This is a genomic window from Cobetia sp. PDI-23MA (assembly GCF_059507735.1).
On record NZ_CM183352.1, the window covers coordinates 196,779 to 216,057 of the forward strand.

General features: G+C 64.1%; 18 protein-coding genes and 1 rRNA gene. 11 read left to right on the forward strand and 8 right to left on the reverse strand.

The genetic code is table 11. From position 1 onward, the window contains the following. Nucleotides 1-68 precede the first annotated feature (68 nt). Nucleotides 69-184: ribosomal RNA gene (rrf, locus tag AC5WNJ_RS00895) — 5S ribosomal RNA — on the forward strand. Between the two features lie 227 nt (nucleotides 185-411). Here the strand turns inward: rrf and gloA2 are convergent. Next, nucleotides 412-855, reverse strand: a complete 444-nt coding sequence (gene gloA2 / locus AC5WNJ_RS00900; protein ID WP_253065006.1) for an SMU1112c/YaeR family gloxylase I-like metalloprotein — start codon at nucleotides 853-855, stop codon at nucleotides 412-414. 154 nt (nucleotides 856-1,009) lie between these two features. Further along, nucleotides 1,010-2,065, reverse strand: coding sequence for a histidinol-phosphate transaminase (gene hisC, locus AC5WNJ_RS00905; RefSeq protein WP_253065004.1), 1,056 nt, complete (start codon nucleotides 2,063-2,065; stop codon nucleotides 1,010-1,012). A gap of 282 nt (nucleotides 2,066-2,347) precedes the next feature. Here hisC and AC5WNJ_RS00910 point away from each other — a divergent pair, with 282 nt between their 5' ends. The 3 genes from AC5WNJ_RS00910 to radA all read left to right on the forward strand — a co-directional run bounded on the left by AC5WNJ_RS00910 (nucleotide 2,348) and on the right by radA (nucleotide 5,688). After that, nucleotides 2,348-3,487, forward strand: coding sequence for an alkene reductase (locus AC5WNJ_RS00910; RefSeq protein ID WP_176675955.1), 1,140 nt, complete (start codon nucleotides 2,348-2,350; stop codon nucleotides 3,485-3,487). A gap of 179 nt (nucleotides 3,488-3,666) precedes the next feature. After that, on the forward strand, nucleotides 3,667-4,134 hold the full coding sequence (locus AC5WNJ_RS00915; protein ID WP_043336742.1) for a copper resistance protein NlpE N-terminal domain-containing protein: 468 nt from the start codon (nucleotides 3,667-3,669) through the stop codon (nucleotides 4,132-4,134). Nucleotides 4,135-4,275: 141 nt separating this feature from the next. Further along, entirely contained in the window at nucleotides 4,276-5,688 is a 1,413-nt protein-coding gene (radA, locus tag AC5WNJ_RS00920; protein ID WP_166019612.1) for a DNA repair protein RadA, read from the forward strand. 147 nt (nucleotides 5,689-5,835) lie between these two features. Here the strand turns inward: radA and AC5WNJ_RS00925 are convergent, their stop codons facing one another. Next, nucleotides 5,836-6,480, reverse strand: coding sequence for a DUF1415 domain-containing protein (locus AC5WNJ_RS00925; protein WP_253065002.1), 645 nt, complete (start codon nucleotides 6,478-6,480; stop codon nucleotides 5,836-5,838). Nucleotides 6,481-6,766: 286 nt separating this feature from the next. Between AC5WNJ_RS00925 and AC5WNJ_RS00930 the strand changes: the two genes are divergently transcribed. Then, entirely contained in the window at nucleotides 6,767-8,638 is a 1,872-nt protein-coding gene (locus AC5WNJ_RS00930; protein ID WP_253065000.1) for a SulP family inorganic anion transporter, read from the forward strand. Nucleotides 8,639-8,756: 118 nt separating this feature from the next. Then, complete coding sequence (mnmH, locus tag AC5WNJ_RS00935; protein WP_253064998.1) at nucleotides 8,757-9,863, forward strand: tRNA 2-selenouridine(34) synthase MnmH; 1,107 nt, start codon at nucleotides 8,757-8,759, stop codon at nucleotides 9,861-9,863. A 25-nt stretch (nucleotides 9,864-9,888) separates the two neighbouring features. On the opposite strand, the gene AC5WNJ_RS00940 is transcribed toward mnmH, so the two are convergent. Continuing rightward, entirely contained in the window at nucleotides 9,889-10,638 is a 750-nt protein-coding gene (locus AC5WNJ_RS00940; protein ID WP_253064996.1) for a type 1 glutamine amidotransferase, read from the reverse strand. A 118-nt stretch (nucleotides 10,639-10,756) separates the two neighbouring features. Here AC5WNJ_RS00940 and AC5WNJ_RS00945 point away from each other — a divergent pair, with 118 nt between their 5' ends. From AC5WNJ_RS00945 to AC5WNJ_RS00955, 3 genes are all read left to right on the forward strand, one after another. Continuing rightward, entirely contained in the window at nucleotides 10,757-11,050 is a 294-nt protein-coding gene (locus tag AC5WNJ_RS00945) for an MGMT family protein (protein ID WP_253064994.1), read from the forward strand. 181 nt (nucleotides 11,051-11,231) lie between these two features. Beyond that, nucleotides 11,232-11,843 carry a YjaG family protein gene (locus AC5WNJ_RS00950; RefSeq protein WP_054555215.1) on the forward strand — a complete coding sequence of 204 codons (612 nt, stop codon included), beginning with the start codon at nucleotides 11,232-11,234 and terminating at the stop codon, nucleotides 11,841-11,843. A 62-nt stretch (nucleotides 11,844-11,905) separates the two neighbouring features. Further along, the gene (locus AC5WNJ_RS00955; protein WP_253064992.1) at nucleotides 11,906-12,754 is read left to right on the forward strand and encodes a CHAD domain-containing protein; all 849 of its coding nucleotides are present in this window, start codon (nucleotides 11,906-11,908) and stop codon (nucleotides 12,752-12,754) included. 109 nt (nucleotides 12,755-12,863) lie between these two features. On the opposite strand, the gene hisF is transcribed toward AC5WNJ_RS00955, so the two are convergent. The 4 genes from hisF to hisB all read right to left on the reverse strand — a co-directional run bounded on the left by hisF (nucleotide 12,864) and on the right by hisB (nucleotide 15,832). Then, on the reverse strand, nucleotides 12,864-13,637 hold the full coding sequence (gene hisF, locus AC5WNJ_RS00960; protein WP_176675964.1) for an imidazole glycerol phosphate synthase subunit HisF: 774 nt from the start codon (nucleotides 13,635-13,637) through the stop codon (nucleotides 12,864-12,866). Nucleotides 13,638-13,648: 11 nt separating this feature from the next. After that, complete coding sequence (gene hisA / locus AC5WNJ_RS00965; RefSeq protein ID WP_495930327.1) at nucleotides 13,649-14,395, reverse strand: 1-(5-phosphoribosyl)-5-[(5-phosphoribosylamino)methylideneamino]imidazole-4-carboxamide isomerase; 747 nt, start codon at nucleotides 14,393-14,395, stop codon at nucleotides 13,649-13,651. Nucleotides 14,396-14,510: 115 nt separating this feature from the next. Further along, nucleotides 14,511-15,152, reverse strand: coding sequence for an imidazole glycerol phosphate synthase subunit HisH (gene hisH, locus AC5WNJ_RS00970; RefSeq protein WP_054555217.1), 642 nt, complete (start codon nucleotides 15,150-15,152; stop codon nucleotides 14,511-14,513). Nucleotides 15,153-15,238: 86 nt separating this feature from the next. Continuing rightward, nucleotides 15,239-15,832: an imidazoleglycerol-phosphate dehydratase HisB gene (hisB, locus tag AC5WNJ_RS00975; protein WP_043336716.1), complete on the reverse strand. Its 594-nt coding sequence runs from the start codon at nucleotides 15,830-15,832 to the stop codon at nucleotides 15,239-15,241. 260 nt (nucleotides 15,833-16,092) lie between these two features. On the opposite strand from hisB, the gene AC5WNJ_RS00980 reads away from it, so the two are divergent. Together AC5WNJ_RS00980 and AC5WNJ_RS00985 are read left to right on the forward strand one after the other, a co-directional pair. Beyond that, on the forward strand, nucleotides 16,093-16,578 hold the full coding sequence (locus AC5WNJ_RS00980; protein ID WP_253064990.1) for an acetyl-CoA sensor PanZ family protein: 486 nt from the start codon (nucleotides 16,093-16,095) through the stop codon (nucleotides 16,576-16,578). Between the two features lie 238 nt (nucleotides 16,579-16,816). Beyond that, on the forward strand, nucleotides 16,817-19,210 hold the full coding sequence (locus tag AC5WNJ_RS00985; protein WP_253064989.1) for an AsmA family protein: 2,394 nt from the start codon (nucleotides 16,817-16,819) through the stop codon (nucleotides 19,208-19,210). The last annotated feature ends 69 nt before the right edge of the window (nucleotides 19,211-19,279 follow it).

Sequence of the window (19,279 nt, forward strand, 5' to 3'; positions counted from 1 at the left end):
TGATTCATATTGCGAGTCGCGAGGCCACAAGCCTCGGGACTCAGGCATCGCAAGATGCCACCGTTTCGCCTGACGACCATAGCGAGCGTGAACCACCCGATCCCATGCCGAACTCGGAAGTGAAACCGCTTAGCGCCGATGGTAGTGTGGAGTTTCTCCATGTGAGAGTAGGTCATCGTCAGGCACTTATCCCGAACCGCCCCTGTAGCCTTGCTGCAGGGGCGGTTCTCTTTGTACACGGAAAAAATGTGCGCAGGAAAAGTTGTGCAGAGAGTCCTGCATGCGAATTAGCTGTGGGCGAGAGAAAAGCTTTGCCCAAGCAACGTGCACATGACACAAGAAGGCCCCTGTCGAGATATCGACAGGGGCCTTTTGTCTTCAGGGCCAGTGAAGTTTCAGTGCACCATCACATCAGGGCGAGATTTCGTAGAGCTCGATGGGCGTACCGTCAGGGTCTGACAGGAAGGTGAAGCGGGCGCCGGTGTATTCATCGACACGTATCGGCTCTGGCGTGGCGCCACGGGCGATCAGCAGCTCGACACAGGTATCGATGTCTTCTGTCGCCAGCGCCAGGTGACGAAGCCCACAGGCTTCCGGATAGCTGGGGCGCTCAGGCGGAGAGGGGAAGGAGAACAGCTCCAGCTGGATACCGCCCGGCAGGAGCAGGTCGAGCTTGTAGCTGTCGCGGGCCTCGCGATAGGCCTCGTTGATCACCTGCGCATCCATGACCTCGAGATAGAAGCGCTTGGCGCGTGGGTAATCAGCGGTGATGAGCGCCACGTGATGCACTTGCGTCAGAGGCAGGCGGGGGGGCGAGGGTGAGTCCGAAGCCATGGTGAGACTGTCCGTTGTCATGTTGTGCTCCTGAAGCGTGTTAGGCGCGATGAATGATGCGGTGAACTGTGCAATGAGCCGGGCGGTGAGCTTGTGAGAGACATTCTGATCAAAGAAGGCGCCCACAGGGCGCCTTCTTTGATTGGTGCAATCACAGGCCGGGCCGTGCGCTATCTCAGCGACACAGGGTTTCCAGGGCTTCGATCAGGCTGTCCATCTCGGCATCGGTACCGATGCTGATACGCAGATAGTCACGTAGTGTGTCGGTGTTGAAGTGGCGCACCAGGATGCCCTGTTCGCGCAGGCCGATGAACAGCTTGCCGGCATCGTGGGTCGGGTGAGTCGCCAGTACGAAGTTGGTCTGCGAGGGCAAAATCTTGAATCCCAGCGCGGCCATGCGATCGCGCGTCTGCTCGCGGGTGGTGATGACTCGCGTGCGGCACTCATCGAAATAAGCGGGATCACTGAGCGCGGCGACGCCGACCTGTTCGGCCAGGCGATCGATGGGGTAGGAGTTGAAGGAGTCCTTCACGCGCTCCAAACCCTCGATCAGCTCACGCGAGGCCACGGCATAGCCAAGACGAATGCCCGCCAGGCTGCGCGATTTCGAGAAAGTGCCCGACACGACCAGGTTCGGATACTGATGAATCAGCGGGATGGCGCTTTCGCCGCCGAAGTCCACGTAGGCCTCGTCGACCAGTACCACGCTCTGCGGATTGCGCTCCAGCAGCGCGGCAATCGCCTTGCGGCCATGGCCATGCCCTGTCGGGGCGTTGGGGTTGGCGAAGATGATGCCGCCATTGTCGTTGCCGAAGGCTTCCAGGTCGACTTCCCAGTTGTCGGTCAGCGCGATGCTGCGCGACTCGATGCCATACATGCGGCAGTAGACCGGGTAGAAGCTGTAGCTGATGGACGGCAGCAGCAGCGGCTTGTCCTGACGGAAGAATGCCTGGAAGGCCAGCGCCAGCACCTCATCGGAGCCATTGCCGACGAAGACTTCCTCGGCGGCCACATGGAAGGTATCAGCCAGGGCGGTGCGCAGTGAGCTGGAGCTCGGGTCCGGGTAGCGGCGCAGATCAGAGGCATTGAACTCGCGCAGCGTCTGCTCCACGGCGGGCGCCGGCGGGTAGGGGTTCTCGTTGGTGTTCAGCTTGATCAGCTGCTCACGCGGTTGTTCGCCGGGGACGTAGGGGGTCAGGTCGTGGACCTGGGGGCTCCAGTACTTGCTCATGATTTCTCGCCGCTGGTGACAGTGCATGACCCGTGTCATGGATGCTTTTCATGTTGCCCGCTGGATCGTCGCGGTACAAGCTCCGGCAGGCTCTCGGCCTGAGCCTGAAGCGTGCCGACTGGTGCAGCTTTGCACATTGTTGCCATGCCAGCATTATTCTCGTGCGATGCGCGTGCTTGAAGCAGCGCGTGGTGTACCGCATGTCATAGGCATGCTTGCCCAGCTTGCGCGACTTAGTGCGATGAGGACGCTGGGCGAAGACCTGCAATTCAAGGAGCCCCGATGACTGCCAACACCAATGCCCCGTACGCCGATACCCTGCTCGATCCGGTCAAGCTCGGTGATCTGACCCTCCCCAACCGCATCCTGATGGCACCGCTGACACGAGCTCGTACCCCCGACAGCGTGCCTGGTGAGCTGCAGCAGGCCTATTACGGTCAGCGTGCCGGTGCCGGCTTGATCATCAGCGAGGCGACCAACATCTCGCCCACCGCACGTGGCTATGTCTACACGCCGGGTATCTGGACCGATGAGCAGGAGGCGGGCTGGAAGGGCGTCGTCCAAGCGGTGCACGCCAAGGGCGGCCGCATGGCGCTGCAACTGTGGCATGTCGGGCGCGTCTCGCATGAGATGGTGCAGCCGGACGGCCAGCAGCCGGTCGCGCCGAGCGCCCTGCGGGGTGAAGGCGCCCAGTGCTTCGTCGAGTTCGAGGACGGCACCAGCGGACGTCATCCCACCAGTACGCCGCGCGCCCTGGAGACGGACGAGATTCCCCAGCTGATCGAGGACTATCGCCAGGCCGCCGTGCGTGCCAAGCGCGCCGGTTTCGACATGATCGAGGTGCATGCCGCCAATGCCTATCTGCTCAACCAGTTCATGGCCACCGGCACCAATCAGCGTACTGACCAGTACGGTGGCTCGGTCGAGAACCGTGCGCGCCTGACGCTGGAAGTCGTCGATGCCGTCGCCGAAGTCTTCGGCCCTGAGCGTACCGGCATCCGCCTGACGCCTTTCATCGAGATCTTCGGTCTGACCGATGACGAGCCGGAAGAGATGGCCTTCTACATGGCCGAGCAGCTCTCCAGACGTGGCATCGCCTATGTGCACGTCAACGAGCCGGACTGGGCCGGTGGCGACATCAAGTTCAGCGATGACTTCCGTCGTGCTCTGCGCGAGCGCGTCACGGGCGCGCTGATCTTCTGCGGCCATTACGACGGTGAGAGCGCGGCTCGCATCATCGATGAGGGTATCGCGGATGCCGTCGCCATCGGGCGCCCGTATATCGCCAACCCGGACCTGGTCGAGCGCATTCGCCTCGGCGCTGAGCTCAACGAGCAGGACCCGGATACCTTCTACGGTGGTGGTGCCAAGGGTTATACCGACTATCCGTTTCTCGACAATGGCCATGATCGCCGCGGCTGAGGCCGACACGATTTAGCGAATGGTGTTCGATAAACGCCATCGGGGCTGGCCTCCCGGGGCGGATACCCGCTATTCTTGAGCGTGGAAGCTTGTGAGCGGTCTGCCTGCCAAAGCGGGCAGACCGCTCGCCGTCGATAGCGCTGACGCTGCTATCGAGTCATCGCCTTAAGGAGGATTCAATGCAGATCAGGACTCTGATGGTGGGAGCCGCGCTGATGGTCGGTCTCGCCGGGTGCGCATCAACGGCCCAGACCAATGACGGTGCCGCTGACAACAGCGCTACCGAGACAGCCAGCGAGCAGGTTGCCGTCTACAAGGGCACCCTGCCGTGTCGTCGTTGCACGGGCATTGACCTCGATGTACGCCTCAAGGGTGCCGAAGAGGCAGCCCAGGATGAGCGTACCTTCAGTCTCGATGCCACCTATCGTGATCATCCGCAGCAGCCGGATCCAGAGCATTACGAAGGCCAGTGGGACGTGCTGTCCGGCACCGTGACGGACCCGAACGCGACCGTCTATGAGCTGACGCCGGACGGCGAAGGCCAGACCTACTACTTCCTGCGTCTGGATGCCCAGACCCTGGAGCTGGTCGACCCGCAGAAGCGTCGCTTCCAGAACGGTGAGACATTGCGCCTCAAGCGCCAGTAAGCGTGCCGTGCGCCACAAGGCGATCGTGAGCACAAGGAAGGCGGCGCAAGCCGCCTTCCTTGTGTCTGGCCGTTGGAAATCCGCGGCTGACGACACTTCATCATGACGCCGAGAATCACTTCTTCCCGACAGGATTGTCTGATGGCGAAAGCAAAGAGCGCCTTCGTATGTACCGAATGCGGTAGCGAATTCTCGAAGTGGCAGGGCCAGTGCAGCGGCTGCCGCGAGTGGAACACCCTGCAGGAAATCCGCGTCGGCGCCACGGTATTGCCCGGCGCCGCCCCCGCTGCGGGGGCCGTCGCCGGTGGTGCCGCGCGTAGCGCCAGCAATGGGCGGGGCGGCTACGCCGGCACGCTCAGCGACAATGTGACCGATCTTTCCAATGTCTCGCTGGCCGAAGTGCCGCGCTTCTCCTCGACCTTCGGCGAGTTCGACCGCGTGCTGGGCGGCGGGCTGGTGCCGGGTTCCGCCGTGCTGCTCGGTGGCCACCCGGGGGCCGGCAAGTCGACGCTGCTGCTGCAGACCGCCTGCAAGCTCGCCCAGCAGAAGCGCTCACTCTACGTCACCGGTGAGGAATCGCTGTCGCAGGTGGCGATGCGCGCCCATCGTCTGCAGCTGCCGACCCAGGGTCTCAAGATGCTGGCCGAGACCAGCGTCGAGACGATTCTGGCCACCGCCGAGCGCGAGAAGCCCGAGGTGCTGATCATCGACTCCATTCAGACCATGCATCTGGAGGATCTGTCATCCGCGCCGGGCGGTGTCTCGCAGGTGCGTGAGTCCGCCGCCGCGCTGACCCGCTTCGCCAAGCGAACCAATACCGTGCTGCTGCTGGTCGGCCACGTGACCAAGGACGGCTCGCTGGCCGGGCCCAAGGTGCTGGAGCACATGATCGACGCCTCCCTGCTGCTGGAGGGCGATGGCGATTCGCGCTTCCGCACGCTGCGTGGCCAGAAGAACCGCTTCGGTGCGGTCAACGAGCTGGGCGTGTTCGCCATGGTCGAGCTGGGCCTGAAGGAGGTGAAGAACCCCAGCGCGATCTTCCTGTCGCGCAGCGAGGAGCAGTCCTCCGGCAGTCTGGTGATGGTGGTGTGGGAGGGCACGCGACCGATCCTGATCGAAGTGCAGGCCTTGCTGGATGACTCGCCGCTGGGCAATCCCCGCCGTGTCGCCGTCGGTCTGGACGGCAATCGTCTGTCGATGCTGCTGGCAGTGCTCAACAAGCATGGTGGCCTGTTCACCGGCGATCAGGATGTCTTCCTGAACGTGGTCGGCGGGGTCAAGGTGCTCGAGACCAGCGCCGACCTCGCGGTGCTGTGTGCGGTGGTCTCCAGCCTGCAGAACCGCCCGCTGCCGCGTGAGCTGGTGGTGTTCGGCGAGGTGGGGCTGTCCGGCGAGATCCGTCCGGTGCCGAGTGGCCAGGAGCGCATTGTCGAGGCCGCCAAACACGGCTTTACGCGCGCCATCGTGCCCAAGGGCAATGCCCCCAGGAACCCGCCCAAGGGCATGACCATCGTGGCGGTCGACAAGCTGTCCCAGGCACTGGAAGCCCTGTGACATCTGCGCCTGGCGCGTGAGTCTGCCGCACGGGGACATCGTGGTGTGATGCTGCATACAACGAACAAGGCCAGCCTCTCGGCTGGCCTTGTTCGTATGGGGTTTTCTCCGAGCACGAAGCTCAGTCCTGCTTGTCAGTCCTGCTTGTCAGTCCTGTTTGTCAGCCTGGCGGGCGGCGTGAGCACAGGCCTTGAGGCGTGAGACCAGAAGCTCGACACCGCGCTCGCGCATCAGCGCCTCATTGCGCCCTGGCACTTCTTCGACATCGCCTGCGTAGGCATTGATGGCGGCTTCGACCGAGCTTTCGCGCAGCAGGTGCAGCATCGGGTAGGGCGAGCGGTTGGTGTAGTTGGCCGCGTCGTCTTCCTCGGTGTCCTCGAACACGTATTCCGGGTGGAAGCTGGCCAGCTGATAGATGCCCTCGTAGCCCTGCATCTCGAGCAGCGCCTCGGCATAGTCGAGCAGCTCGAGGTAGGTATCGAAGTCGCGGAAGCCGTCCTTGAAGATCACCAGCGTCGTCTCGGCATCGCGATTGGCGTCCAGGTTCAGCAGCTCGTCGCCGAGTGCCTGCAGGCTGCGCTCGAGTCCTGCACCGGGCACCACGGCATACTGGATGCTGTTGCGTGCCATCTCGCGCGCGGCAAACGGGCACAGATTGTCGGCGATGATGTGCGTCTCGACCCACTGGCGCGTGGCGTCGATGGCCTCGGCTTCGCTGGCATCCAGCGGCGGGGTATAGCCACCCGCCGTCTCGGGAGTCGTGGTATCGGTCGGCGTAGCGTCGGTGGTCATGGCGTCAGGGTCCGCAGCGGTGTCAGGAGCGGGTATTGTCACTGCTCGGGCGCGGCATGGCCAGCGCCGTGTCTTCTCGCCTCTCTTCGTTTCTCGTTATCGGGCTTCTTCAACCTGAAGTTGTCGCAGGGCCGCAGGTGGTCGCCGAGCATGTGGCGGCCCTGTTTCATCAGTGATTTCAGCGATAGACTTATCACCGCTGGTTTCAAGCCTGCCCCGAGTACGCTCAGGGACATCGCGGCTGCCGGCTGACGATTTCTTTCCTGCCTCGCCACGGAGATACTTCTTGTCCGCTGATACTCCGCCTCCTCCCTCGCCGCCCTCCGAATCTCCCGAATCTACCGAGAGGGCAGAGGGGCCCGAGCACACCAGTGCCGCGGCCTATCGTCTGTCGCGGCTGCTGCCCTTTCTCGGCTGGATGCGTCAGCTGTCGCCCGCGGATGCGCGTTCTGACCTGATCGCGGGCCTCAGCGGCGCGGTGCTGGTGCTGCCCCAGGGGGTGGCCTATGCGTTGATCGCCGGCCTGCCACCGGCGCATGGGCTGTATGCCGCCATCGTGGTGGCGATCATCGCCGGCCTGTTCGGCAGTTCGCGGCATATGGTCAGTGGCCCGGCCGCGGCGATCTCGATGGTGGTGTTCGGCACCGTCTCGACCCTGGCCGCGCCGGGCAGTCCCGAATACCTGCCGCTGGTGCTGGCGCTGACCTGCATGGTCGGCATCATCCAGCTGTCGTTGGGGCTGATGCGCATGGGGGCGCTGGTCAATCTCATCTCGCATACGGTGGTGATCGGCTTTACCGCCGGTGCCGGGGTCTTGATCGCGACCAGTCAGCTCAAGCACCTGTTCGGTATCGCGCTTGGCGATGCCTCGAGCTTTCTCGGCACCTGGTGGGCGCTGCTCAGGCATCTGGACGATACCTCGTGGGCAACACTGATTACGGGACTCAGTACCTTGCTTGCGGCCGTGCTGGTCCGGCGGCTGAATCGCAAGCTGCCATGGATGCTGGTGGCGATGGCCGTCGGCTGCGGTGTCGCGGCATTGCTCGGCGGCAGCGCGGCAGGTATCCCGATGGTCGGCGCTCTGTCCGGCAGTCTGCCGCCGTTTTCCCTGCCGCCGCTGGGCTTTGACACCCTGCGCTCGCTGGGTGGGGCGGCCTTCGCGCTGGCGGTGCTCGGCTTGATCGAGGCGGTTTCCATCGCGCGCGCCATCGGCGTGCGCTCGCATCAGCGTATCGATGGCAACCAGGAGTTCATCGGCCAGGGTCTGTCGAATCTGGCGGGCAGTTTCTTCTCGTGCTTCGCCGGTTCCGGCTCCTTCACGCGCTCCGGCGCCAACTATGATGCCGGTGCCCGCACCCCGCTGTCGGTGGTGGTGGCGGCGCTGATCGTGCTGGCGGTGCTGTTGCTGGTGCCTGACGTGACCGCCTGGCTGCCGTTGCCTGCGATGGCGGGCCTGATCATGGTGATCGCCGCCAACCTGATCGAAGTCGGTCATATCCGCCAGATTCTGGCCGTCAGCCGCGAAGAGGCGGTGGTGCTGGTGATCACCTTCCTCGCCACTCTGCTGTTGCCGCTGGAGTTTGCCATCTTCGCCGGGGTGCTGGTCTCGCTGGTGCTGTATCTGAACCGCACCTCACGGCCACGGCTGGTCGAGATGGCGCCAGACCCGGAACATCCGGAGCTTGGGGTGCGCAATGCCGAGCGTTATCAGCTGGCTCAATGCCGAGAGGTGGTGATTCTGCGCGTGGATGGCTCGCTGTTCTTCGGGGCGGTCGACCACGTCCAGCGCAAGCTGGCGCGCTATACCGGCAAGCACGTCATCCTGCTGGGCACCGGCTGCAACTTCATCGATATCGCGGGTGCCGAGATGCTCGAGATCGAGCAGCGTCGCCTGCGCGATGCTGGCGGCAGTCTCAGCATGTGCGGCTTTCGCATGTACGCGCTGGAAGTGATGGAGCGCGGTGGCTTCCTCGAGCGCATGGGGCGTGAGAACTACTTCCATACCGCCGAGGCGGCGATCGCCTCGCTACGTGACTCGGTCGCCGAAGCGCATCGCGCCCACGGTGATCAACCCGCTGCCTGCCCCGACTGTCAGTTGTTCGGCCCGGCCGGGATCGGGCCGGGGCAGGGGATGCGCCTGACGCCACCGTTGGCGTGAAAGCACAAGGCTGGGGGCGGCTGCACGCTTGCGATAGAATATGGCCCCTTGATGGTGCGGCCAGCCAGCTAGTCGCCGCCCATTGCCTCAATCCTGTTCTGTCTGCCGAGAGATGCCCATGAGTTTGCCCACCGTGGCGGCCAGCTGCGACCTGATTCGCGACGGCCGTCCGTTGATCGATGTGCGCGCGCCGGTCGAGTTCGCCGCTGGTGCCTTGCCGGGTGCCGTCAATCTGCCACTGATGGATGATGAGGAGCGTCATCGCGTCGGGCTGCAGTACAAGCAGGTCGGCCCGGAATCGGCGGTACATCTTGGCCATCAACTGGTCAGCGGCGGGATCAAGCGTGCGCGTATCCGCGCCTGGGTCGAGCACATCGAGCGGCACCCTGACGCGATTCTCTACTGCTTCCGCGGCGGCATGCGCTCCCAGCTCAGTCAGCAGTGGTTGCAGGAAGCAGGGATCGAGCGCCCACGCATCGAGGGCGGTTGGAAGGCCATGCGTCAGCAGCTCTGTCAGCATATCGATGAGCGTGCCGAGCAGGCCCCGATGCTGTTGATCGGCGGGCTGACCGGCTGTGCCAAGACTGAGCTGATCCATGCGCTGGACAATGGCATCGACCTGGAAGGCTGTGCGCGCCACAAGGGTTCGGCCTTCGGCCGTCACCCCTTCCCGGCGCCGAGCCAGATCGACTTCGAGCACCGCATCGCCGCCGAGATGCTCACGCTTGAGGATGAAGCGCCGACCATCATGGAAGACGAGTCGCGCTTCATCGGCAGCGTCAACATTCCGCTCGCCACCTGGCGCGCGATGGAGCAGGCGCCGCTGATCCGCGTCGAGATGCCGCTGGATTGGCGAATCGTGCAGATTCAGAAGGACTATATCGAGGGGCTATGGTCCACCTACAGTCGTCACTATGGTGACTTCCTCGGCTGGACCCTGATGCAGCGCCAGCTGCGTCAGGCACTGCTGCGTCTTCGCAAGCGCCTGGGCAGTGCGCGTCTTGCTCGTCTGGTGCGCATGCAGGACATCGCCTTCCAGGAGCACAAGCGCGGCAATCCAATGGCCCATGAAGGCTGGCTGGCACCGCTGCTCAGCGAGTATTACGACCCGATGTACCGCTATCAGCTCGAGAAGCACGAGCGCACCTTCCTGCACGTCGGCGACTGGGACAACAGCCTCGCCTTCGCGCGTGAGTGGAGCGCCAATCACCGCTGGCAGCGCTGACCTCCCTCATGGGCGCGGTCAGTACTCACGCATTCAGCCAGTCCACCAGCAGGCGGTCCAGCAGGGCCGCCTGACGATCAAAGCGCTTCGGATCCTCCAGCAACGCCTCGCGTGATTGCACGCCAATGCCCTCCATGGGCGCGGGATGGTGGGCCAGGCGGTCCTGCGTGGCCAGGGCTCCCATGTGCGGATGGAAGTTGAGCGCCACCACGCGGCCCTCATCCCAGCTGAAGCCGGCCACTGGCGTGTGCTCGCCGCTGGCCAGCAGCTCGCAGTCTTCCGGCAGGCCGCAGATCTCCTCATGCCACATCAAGGCCGCGAACTCGGCGGGTAGTCCCAGCGGGCACTCGTTGCTGCGCGTCAGCGTGGCCCAGCGACGCTGCGGCACCACGGCGGACGAGACGATCGCCCCCATCTGCTCGGCGATCAGTCGCGCCCCCAGGCCAATCCCCAACAGTGGGCGATTGCTGTTCAGCGTGCGCCGAATCAACTTGCGCTGCAGGCGCAGCGACTGCTGTTCGGCGGGCGAGGCTGTCTTTGCGGCGCTCGACAGGCGTTGCGGACCATCCAGCACCACCAGCGCATGAAAGTCATCGATGCCCGGCAAGGCTTCGCCTGCCAGCGGGAAGCTGGTGTTGAAGCTGTGCCCCATGCCGGAAAGCCAGTCCTTGAGGCGTAGCGGACTCTGCCAGTCATGCGCTAGCGTTGCGGTATCGGCGGCTGAATCTGGTTCAGCGTCAGGGAGTTGCCCCTGATGTATGAAGTAAAGATGCATGGCTTCATCATGCGTGAGTGCCATGTCAGCGTAAAGGCCCCAGTGTCGGCGTCCCAGTACCTGCATCTCAGCACCTGCACAGGGCGAACCAGCCGCGTCACGACAAGGAGAGAACCGCATGCGAGCCGAACTGCTCAAACAGATCTACACCGTGGTGGCGCAGATTCCTGAAGGCCGCATCACCACCTACGGGCGTATCGCCAAGATGACCGATGGCGCCACTGCCCGCATGGTCGGTTCGGCGATGCGTCACCTGCCGGATGGCCATCAGTTGCCGTGGCATCGCGTGATCAATGCCTCGCTCAAGGTCACCGAGCACGGCGGAGCGGTGCGCCAGCGGGAAAAGTTGCGCAGCGAAGGCATCCTGTTCGATGGTGCCGGTCGCGTGCCGACAGAGTGCCTGTGGCCCTAAGGTATGCAACAGCATGGCAGCGCTCGAGCAGGGTCGCGTTCATCCGGCCACGCGCGGGCGCTACCCTTTCGCCTATCCTATCGCATACCCTATAGCGACCTTCGGTGACATCGTGGCTGGCACAGGCAAGACGCCAGCGCGGACGCCGCATATTGAATAGTGAAGTGAGAATAGAGCCGTCATGACTCAGCCTGTATCCGGTTTCCGTGCGCGCCTTGATGCGCTGGCCCCCGTGCGCCGTACTGCCTTCATGGCGGCGCTGACCGAGCGACTCCTGCCCAATGCCGGCTTCTACGCCGAAGCCAACGGCACGGCCAGCGCGCTGGACACCACGCGTGAGCTGCGCAAGCTGCTGGACCTCGTCTGGGAGCAGTTGCGCGTGCGCGATGCCAAGATCGATTTCTCGCTGCAGGCCGAGAAGGTCACCGCCTTCGAGCCCGCCGAGGAAGATGACAGCTTTGGCGCGCGCCGCGCCCTGGAAGCCGTGATGGCGCTGACCGCCTGCATCGATGTGCTGATCAGCGAAGAGCCGGAAGCCGCGCTCAAGATCAGCCGTCTGTCCGCCGATGGCGTGCGCGCGCTGATCGACCTGCAGGCCGGTGAGGGCATCGAGCAGGAAGCGCTGGAAGCCATGATTCGCGAGCATCCGTTGATGATCGATGAGCGTGATTTCCAGGACGCCGTGCTCGAGAGCGTCGAAGCCCCGCAGCTGTCCCGCGATGACTGGCGTGCGCTCAAGCAATTGGGCCGCAATGAAGATGTCAGCAATCTCGGGCTATCCTTGCAGGACTGAGCGGCCCGATTCGGGCCATCCTGGTGCCAGTGATGACTGGCCAGCCGTTATTGGAGAGACAGATGAGCGACACCCGTCAGCAGGATTCTTCTCCGATGAACGCAGCGCTGAATGGCGTGATTCAGGCGCGTCTGGACGCCATGCGTGAGCGTCTCGCGCAGCCGACGCTGGGCGCGGCGGATGTACATGCGCTGCGTGTCGACTGCAAGCAGCTGCGCGGCTGGTGGCAACTGCGGCGTGAGTCACTGGGCAAGTCGGCGGTGAGTGAGCATCAGGCGCGTCCGCGCGCCGTCGCCAAGGCATTGGCCGGGCCGCGCGAGGCGCACATGCTGCGCAAGACCCATGGTCGCGCCTACGCTTGGGTGGATGAGCGCAGTCAGCGCCTGCTGGATGCGCTGCGTCCGGGGCTGACCAGTGCCTCGCTCAGCGAGCCCGAAGGCGAGCTGGATCACGCGCCCCTCGAGACGCTGCTGAGCGAGGAGCGGGCGGCCTGGCAGGCGGTACCGCTGACGGTGGAGGAGCTCGACATCGGGCTGGAGTTCAGTCGTCATCGCATCAGCAAGCTTGCGGCGCAGGTGGTCAGCAAGCGTGAGATCGAGACGTCTCACCGGCTGCGCAAGTGGGTCAAGTACCGCATGTTCCAGTTGGCACTGGCGCACGAGGCGCTGGGTGAGGCAGCCGCGCGGAAGCTCGAGTCACCGAGTCACGGACGGCGCCGCGAGCCGGAACTGCTCGACAAGGCGGCCGCGCGGCTGGGCAATCAGCATGACCTGGCGGAGCTGGCGCTGTGGGTCGGGGAGCGCGTGATGCTGCCCGCCGCCGAGAAGCACCTGGTCGCGGACATCATGACGCTTGCCGACCAGCGACTCGCGCAGGCGCTCAAGCCGCTGAAGAAGCTGGGCTACGTCTGAGCACTGTTCTCGCCTGAGCCGAAGTTGCGTCTCTGCAGACAAGAACGCCGCCATTCCCTGAGGAAATGGCGGCGTTCGCGTTTCTGCCTGAACTACCCTGCGGCTGCGCTTACAGGCGCATCTCGATACCACGTTCGGCCATGTAGGCCTTGGCTTCGGGGATGGTGTACTCGGCGAAGTGGAAGATGCTGGCGGCCAGCACCGCATCCGCACCGCCTTCAAGCACGCCATCCACCAGATGGTCGAGGGTGCCGACACCGCCGGAGGCGATCACCGGCACGCTGACGGCGTCGGAGATGGCGCGTGTCACACCGAGATCGAAACCGGCCTTGGTGCCATCGCGGTCCATGCTGGTCAGCAGCAGTTCACCGGCGCCCAGCTCGACCATCTTCTTCGCCCACTCGACGGCGTCGAGTCCGGTCGGCTTGCGGCCACCGTGGGTGAAGATCTCCCAGCGCGGTGTCTCGCCGTCCTGGCTGACGCGCTTGGCGTCGATGGCGACCACGATGCACTGGCTGCCGAAGCGTTCCGCGGCTTCGCGCACGAAGTCCGGATTGAACACGGCCGCGGTGTTGATCGAGACCTTGTCCGCGCCGGCATTCAGCATGGTGCGAATGTCTTCACAGGTGCGGATGCCGCCACCCACCGTCAGCGGGATGAATACCTCACCGGCGATGCGCGACACCATGTCGACCGTGGTGCCACGGTTGTCGACGCTGGCGGTGATGTCGAGGAAGGTGATCTCGTCGGCGCCTTGCTCGTTGTAGCGCTTGGCGACCTCGACCGGGTCACCGGCATCGCGGATACCGACGAAGTTGACGCCCTTCACGACACGACCGGCGTCGACGTCCAGACACGGGATGATGCGTTTGGCGAGTGCCATGATCGCTCCCCTCAGGCCTTGCGGCCGGTGATGGCGTCGGACAGCGCCTGCGCTTCGGCGATGTCCAGGCTGCCTTCATAGATGGCGCGGCCGGTGATGGCACCGAGGATGCCCTGATCGGCCACTTCGGCCAGGCCACGGATGTCATCCAGGTTGGTCACGCCGCCGGACGCGATCACCGGGATACCGCCCTCGCGGGCCAGTGCCACGGTGGCTTCGATGTTGACGCCCTGCATCATGCCGTCGCGGGCGATGTCGGTATAGACGATGGAGGACACGCCGTCGTTGGCGAAGCGCTTGGCCAGTTCGGTGGCCTTGATGGTGGAGACTTCAGCCCAGCCATCGGTGGCCACGAAGCCGTCACGCGCATCGAGACCGACGATGATGCGGCCCGGGAAGGCGCGGCACATCTCGGCGACGAAGGCCGGTTCCTTCACGGCCTTGGTGCCGATGATGACCTGACCGACACCGGCTTCCAGGTAGTGCTCGATGGTCGCGGCATCACGGATGCCACCACCGATCTGGATCGGCAGCTCCGGGTAGGCGCGGGCGATGCGTGTCACGGCGTCGCCATTGACCGGCTTGCCTTCGAAGGCACCGTTGAGGTCGACCAGATGCAGACGGCGGCCACCGGCCTCGACCCAGCGCGCGGTCATGGCCAGCGGGTCATCGCCGTAGTTGGTGGAGTCTTCCATGCGGCCTTGCTTCAGGCGTACGCACTGACCGTCCTTGAGATCGATCGCGGGGATTACCAGCATGTCGGGTGTCCTCTCGGCGTGTCTTGTCACGCCTGTATTGTCGTCGGTATATCGAAGGCGGATGTATCGGCGTCCGTCACGCGAGACAGACGCCGAGGGTCACGCGGGCGAGCCTTCAGGGCTGCCAGCGGACGAAGTTCTCGAGCAGCTTGAGGCCGGCGGCCGCGCTCTTCTCCGGGTGGAACTGCACCGCGAACAGGCTGCCCTCACCGATGGCGACGTGCGCCTCGGCACCGGCGTAGTGCGTGGCGCCGTAGACCTTGGAGCGCTCGCTGGCCGATACATAGAAGCTGTGCACGAAGTAGAAGCGCGAGTTGTCCTCGATACCTTCCCACAGCGCGTGGCCCTGGGTGTGCGCGACATGGTTCCAGCCCATGTGCGGCACCTTGAGGCGCTGGCCATGTTCGTCCAGCTGCTGGTCATCGAAGCGTTTCACGTCGCCCTTGAAGTAGGCGAGGCAATCGATGCCACCGTTCTCTTCGCTGCGCTCCATCAGCATCTGCTGACCGACGCATACGCCCAGCAGTGGCTTGCTGTGGTTGCTCAACAGCTCGCCGACCAGACCGCGCAGCTCGGCGCGTTCAAGCTCGCCCATGCAGTCACGGATGGCGCCCTGGCCGGGCAGCACCACGCGGGTGGCACCGCGGATGGCACGCGGGTCGCTGGTGATCACGACATTCTCGTCGGCCACGTGCTCAAGCGCCTTGGCGACGGAGTGCAGGTTGCCCATGCCATAGTCGATGACGGCAATCGTCATGTCTTTCTCCCGAAGGCCGGAGGCAGGCTCCGGCGCTGGATGTCAGGCGTCTGGCGCCCGGATCATTCGTTTACAGCGAGCCCTGTTTACAATGAGCCCTTGGTGGAGGCGATACGGCCCCCCATGCGCTCGTCCTCTTCCACCGCCATGCGCACGGCACGACCGAAGGCCTTGAAGATGGTCTCGGCCTGGTGGTGGGCATTGAAACCCTTGAGGTTATCGATATGCAGGGTGGCGCCAGCGTGATTGACGAAGCCCTGGAAGAATTCCCAGAACAGCTGGGTATCGAAGCGACCGATGTTGCCGCGGGTGAACTCGCACTGCATGAACAGCCCCGGACGACCGGAGAAATCGATCACCACGCGCGACAGGGCTTCATCCAGCGGTACGTAGGCATGGCCGTAGCGGCGGATGCCGGCCTTGTTGCCCAGTGCCTGCGCGAAGGCCTGTCCCAGGGTGATGCCGATGTCCTCGACGGTGTGGTGGTCATCGATATGCAGGTCGCCATCGCAGTCGACCTCGATGTCGATCACGCCGTGACGGGCGATCTGGTCCATCATGTGTTCGAGGAAGGGCACGCCAGTGTTGGCGCTCAGCTTGCCTTCACCGTCCAGATTGATGCGGACCCGGATCTTGGTTTCCGAGGTGTTGCGATGAACTTCGGCGATACGCTCTACCATGATGTCTCTCCAGCGGTCGGTGACGCCATCAGCGGCTTCGAGGCCGATGGGGTCTGGGCGCAGTCTGGGGCCTTTGGTATGAGAGGCGTGTGTCCAGTCCGGCCGGGAAGTGCGCATCATGTGGTTATTGTCATGTGATGTCGCAATCGAAATCGTGATCAGGGCATTGACGACGGCAGAGAGCCGTCGGCGGGGCGCCTGATCGGCGGCAGGCGCGGCGTCTGCGTGCCTGCCCGACCCATCATTATAGAGAAAGGACAATGGCATCCGCTACAATGGCGGGCATTCATGTCGCGGGCGAGGAATTCACCATGCCGGTCACTCTTCAGATGATCGACCACGCGCGCTGGCAGACCGATGAGCAAGTCCGCATCGACCTGTCGCGTATCTATCACGAAGCTCCCGGTGAGCGTCTTCCGCTTGCCCCGGACGACTTCATTCAAGCCAATCTCGCCGCGGGACATCGCTTCTGCAGCGCCTTCTTCAACGATCGTCATATCGGCGCGCTGCTCTGCGAGGATGAAGGCGATGCCTGGAAGATCAGCCATTGCTGCGTGCGCAAGAGCACGCGTCGACGCGGTGTCGGTACGCGTCTGATGGCCCTGCTGTCGCTGGAAGCGGCCAGTGCCCAGCGTCTGCTGGTCGTGCCGAGTCAGGGATTGACCCTGGCCGACGAGCTGCTGGTATCACGTCTCGGCTATGTGCGAGACCCCGCCCGCGACGGCTTCGTGCTGGCGCAGGAGTGAACCCGGTCGTTGCCGGATGCGGAACTGACGTCAACGCGACCTGTCCACCGCCTGTGTCATCATCGAGGTCGCATTGAGGCTTTTTGCCGAGCAAGAGGACGATGCACGGCATGCGTGCTCGATGATGAGCGGCAGAAAGGGCATCACCTGATGCCGCAAGCCCACAGCGCCATCTCAAATGCTGCCCTCTGGAATGAGGCGCCGCAGCAATTCTCATCGTGTCAAAGGGAGGACGCAGATGAAAGCACTGTTCAGAGCCTTGCTGGCCATCGTCGGGGTACTGGCGTTGGTGGTCGTGGCGGGGGTGATCTATGTCACCACCTTCCTCGATCCGAATGATCTCAAGCCACGACTGGTCAAGGCGGTCAAGGACCAGGCGGGGCTGGAACTGGCCCTGAACGGCCCGCTGGACTGGTCCTTCTATCCGCGTCTCGGCGTCAGTGTCGAGGATGCCGAAGCCTGGCTGCCGGAGCAGGAGCGTGATCAGTCACCGTTTGCCTCCTTTGACCGCGCGGAAGTCGGCGTGTCCTTCACGCCACTGCTGAGCGGTGAGGTCGAAGTCGAAGGCGTCTTCCTCGACGGCCTCAAGCTGGCGCTCGAGCGTGATGCACAGGGGCGTGGCAACTGGGAAAGCCTGCTTGAGCATGCGGCGACGGCTGCCGACAGTGGCGCGGCGGATGAAGCGCTGCCGCCGGCCAAGAGCGCCGGTGTGGCGCTGGCGGATGACACGACGCCGTCGGTGCAGAATGGCGCCGGCAGCATGGCGGTCAATCTCGATATCGCCTCGGTGCAGGTCACCAATGGTCAGATCGCCTATCAGGACGCGGCCAGCGGGCTCGACATGACGCTCAACGACGTGGCGTTGACCTCCTCCAACGTCAGCCCCGACAAGGCCTTCCCGGTCGAGCTGTCGTTCGTGGCCGATGGGCGTGAGCCGGAACTTCAGAGCACCGTCAGCCTCGATGGCAAGGTGGCGCTGGACCTGCAGGGCGGCCGTCATGTGCTGACCGGCGTGAGCCTGGATACCACCACGCGCATGCCGTCGCTGGGTGACAAGGACCAGAGCGTGGCGCTGGATATCGACACCTTGACGCTGGATACCGACAAGCAGCTGTATCTGGCCGATGGCGCCGAGCTGGACGCGACGCTCCATCAGGCCGCGCTGGGTGACAAGGCCCTGCCGCTGAAAGCCACCTTCGGTGCCGAAGCCGACCTGGCGGCGGGCACGGCAAATCTTGAGAACCTGCTGCTGACCTCCGGCAGTGACCTGCGCCTCAGCGGGGCGCTCAAGGCCAAGGACATCACCGGCGATGCGCTCAGCTATAGCGGCCAGTTCAAGCTGGCACCGCTGTCGCCCAAGGCGTGGATGACGCGTGTCGGCATGGACGCGCCGCAGACCGCCAAGAGCAGCGCGCTGACCTCGCTGGCCTTCTCCAGCCCGTTCAAGGGCGACATGTCGCAGGTGCAGCTGACCAACCTGGTGATGGCGCTGGATGACACCACCCTCAATGGGCGCCTCGGCTCGTCCTTCGATGCCTCGCAGATCACCTTCGATCTGGATGTCGACGCGCTCAATCTCGATGACTACCTGGCACCGGCGGGCGCAGACGAGAAGACGGCAAGCCTGGGAGAAGCGCTCACGGCGGGCGTGATCGCGCCGGTCTATGCGGCCGATGGTGACGCGGAGCTGCTGCCGGTGGCATTGCTCAAGACGCTGGGCCTTCAGGGCCAGCTGGATATCGGCACGCTGATCGCTTCGGGTCTCGAGATGAACAAGGTGAGCGCCAAGCTGTCCGGTCAGCCGGGTGTACAGCAGCTCGATAGCCTGACGGCCAGCCTCTACGGCGGCTCGCTGGCGGCCAATGCGCGCATCGACAGCCGCAAGACACCGCTGAGCATGAGTTTCGGCGAGAAGCTGACCAATCTGGATATCGCGCCATTCCTCAAGGCGCTGGCGCCGGAGCAGAAGGGCATCCTGCGTGGTCGCCTGACGCTCAATGGTGACTACACCACCAGCACCAATCAGATCGACAGCATCAAACGCAATCTGAACGGCAAGGGCAACTTCGAGATTCGCAATGGCGAGGTGCTCGACGTCAATATCTCCAGGGAGATGTGCACTGCCGTGGCGACGCTGAGTGGCAAGACCTCCTCACGTGAATGGAAGGCCAATACGCCGCTGGAGCGCGCGCAGGGCAGCTTCACGGTCACCAATGGCGTGATCAGCAATCAGGATCTCGCCCTGGCGATTCCGGGCATCGCGCTGGACGGCAAGGGCCAGCTCAACCTGCCGACCGAGGCCTTCGACTACAACGTGGCGGCGCGCTTCATCGAGGGCGCGGATGACGCGGCCTGTGCGGTCAATCCGCGTCTGATCAAGCTGCGCTTCCCGGTGCAGTGCCAAGGCAACCTGAGCGGTGAGCCGGGTGAGTGGTGTGGCTTCGATCAGAAAGGCTTCCAGAGTGCCGCAGCGGAACTGGCCAAGGAAGAAGCCAAGCGCAAGGCGGGCGAGAAGGTCAGCGAGAAGCTGGATGAGAAGCTCGACGAAGATACCCGCAAGAAGATCGACGAAAAGCTGGGCGAAGGCGCCAGCGACAAGCTGAAGGGCGCGATTCAGGGGCTGTTCAACTGATCACGCGCTCCCTTCGCAGCAAGACCGGCACGCCAGCTCCTCGGGGCTGGCGTGCTGCCGTTTGAGCCC

Bases quoted from the DNA above. Each gene is read 5' to 3' on its own strand.
- gloA2 (WP_253065006.1), bottom strand. From the start codon at position 855: ATGACAACGGACAGTCTCACCATGGCTTCGGACTCACCCTCGCCCCCC.
- hisC (WP_253065004.1), bottom strand. From the start codon at position 2,065: ATGAGCAAGTACTGGAGCCCCCAGGTCCACGACCTGACCCCCTACGTC.
- AC5WNJ_RS00910 (WP_176675955.1), top strand. From the start codon at position 2,348: ATGACTGCCAACACCAATGCCCCGTACGCCGATACCCTGCTCGATCCG.
- AC5WNJ_RS00915 (WP_043336742.1), top strand. From the start codon at position 3,667: ATGCAGATCAGGACTCTGATGGTGGGAGCCGCGCTGATGGTCGGTCTC.
- radA (WP_166019612.1), top strand. From the start codon at position 4,276: ATGGCGAAAGCAAAGAGCGCCTTCGTATGTACCGAATGCGGTAGCGAA.
- AC5WNJ_RS00925 (WP_253065002.1), bottom strand. From the start codon at position 6,480: ATGACCACCGACGCTACGCCGACCGATACCACGACTCCCGAGACGGCG.
- mnmH (WP_253064998.1), top strand. From the start codon at position 8,757: ATGAGTTTGCCCACCGTGGCGGCCAGCTGCGACCTGATTCGCGACGGC.
- AC5WNJ_RS00940 (WP_253064996.1), bottom strand. From the start codon at position 10,638: ATGCATCTTTACTTCATACATCAGGGGCAACTCCCTGACGCTGAACCA.
- AC5WNJ_RS00945 (WP_253064994.1), top strand. From the start codon at position 10,757: ATGCGAGCCGAACTGCTCAAACAGATCTACACCGTGGTGGCGCAGATT.
- AC5WNJ_RS00950 (WP_054555215.1), top strand. From the start codon at position 11,232: ATGACTCAGCCTGTATCCGGTTTCCGTGCGCGCCTTGATGCGCTGGCC.
- AC5WNJ_RS00955 (WP_253064992.1), top strand. From the start codon at position 11,906: ATGAGCGACACCCGTCAGCAGGATTCTTCTCCGATGAACGCAGCGCTG.
- hisF (WP_176675964.1), bottom strand. From the start codon at position 13,637: ATGGCACTCGCCAAACGCATCATCCCGTGTCTGGACGTCGACGCCGGT.
- hisA (WP_495930327.1), bottom strand. From the start codon at position 14,395: ATGCTGGTAATCCCCGCGATCGATCTCAAGGACGGTCAGTGCGTACGC.
- hisH (WP_054555217.1), bottom strand. From the start codon at position 15,152: ATGACGATTGCCGTCATCGACTATGGCATGGGCAACCTGCACTCCGTC.
- hisB (WP_043336716.1), bottom strand. From the start codon at position 15,832: ATGGTAGAGCGTATCGCCGAAGTTCATCGCAACACCTCGGAAACCAAG.
- AC5WNJ_RS00980 (WP_253064990.1), top strand. From the start codon at position 16,093: ATGGCATCCGCTACAATGGCGGGCATTCATGTCGCGGGCGAGGAATTC.
- AC5WNJ_RS00985 (WP_253064989.1), top strand. From the start codon at position 16,817: ATGAAAGCACTGTTCAGAGCCTTGCTGGCCATCGTCGGGGTACTGGCG.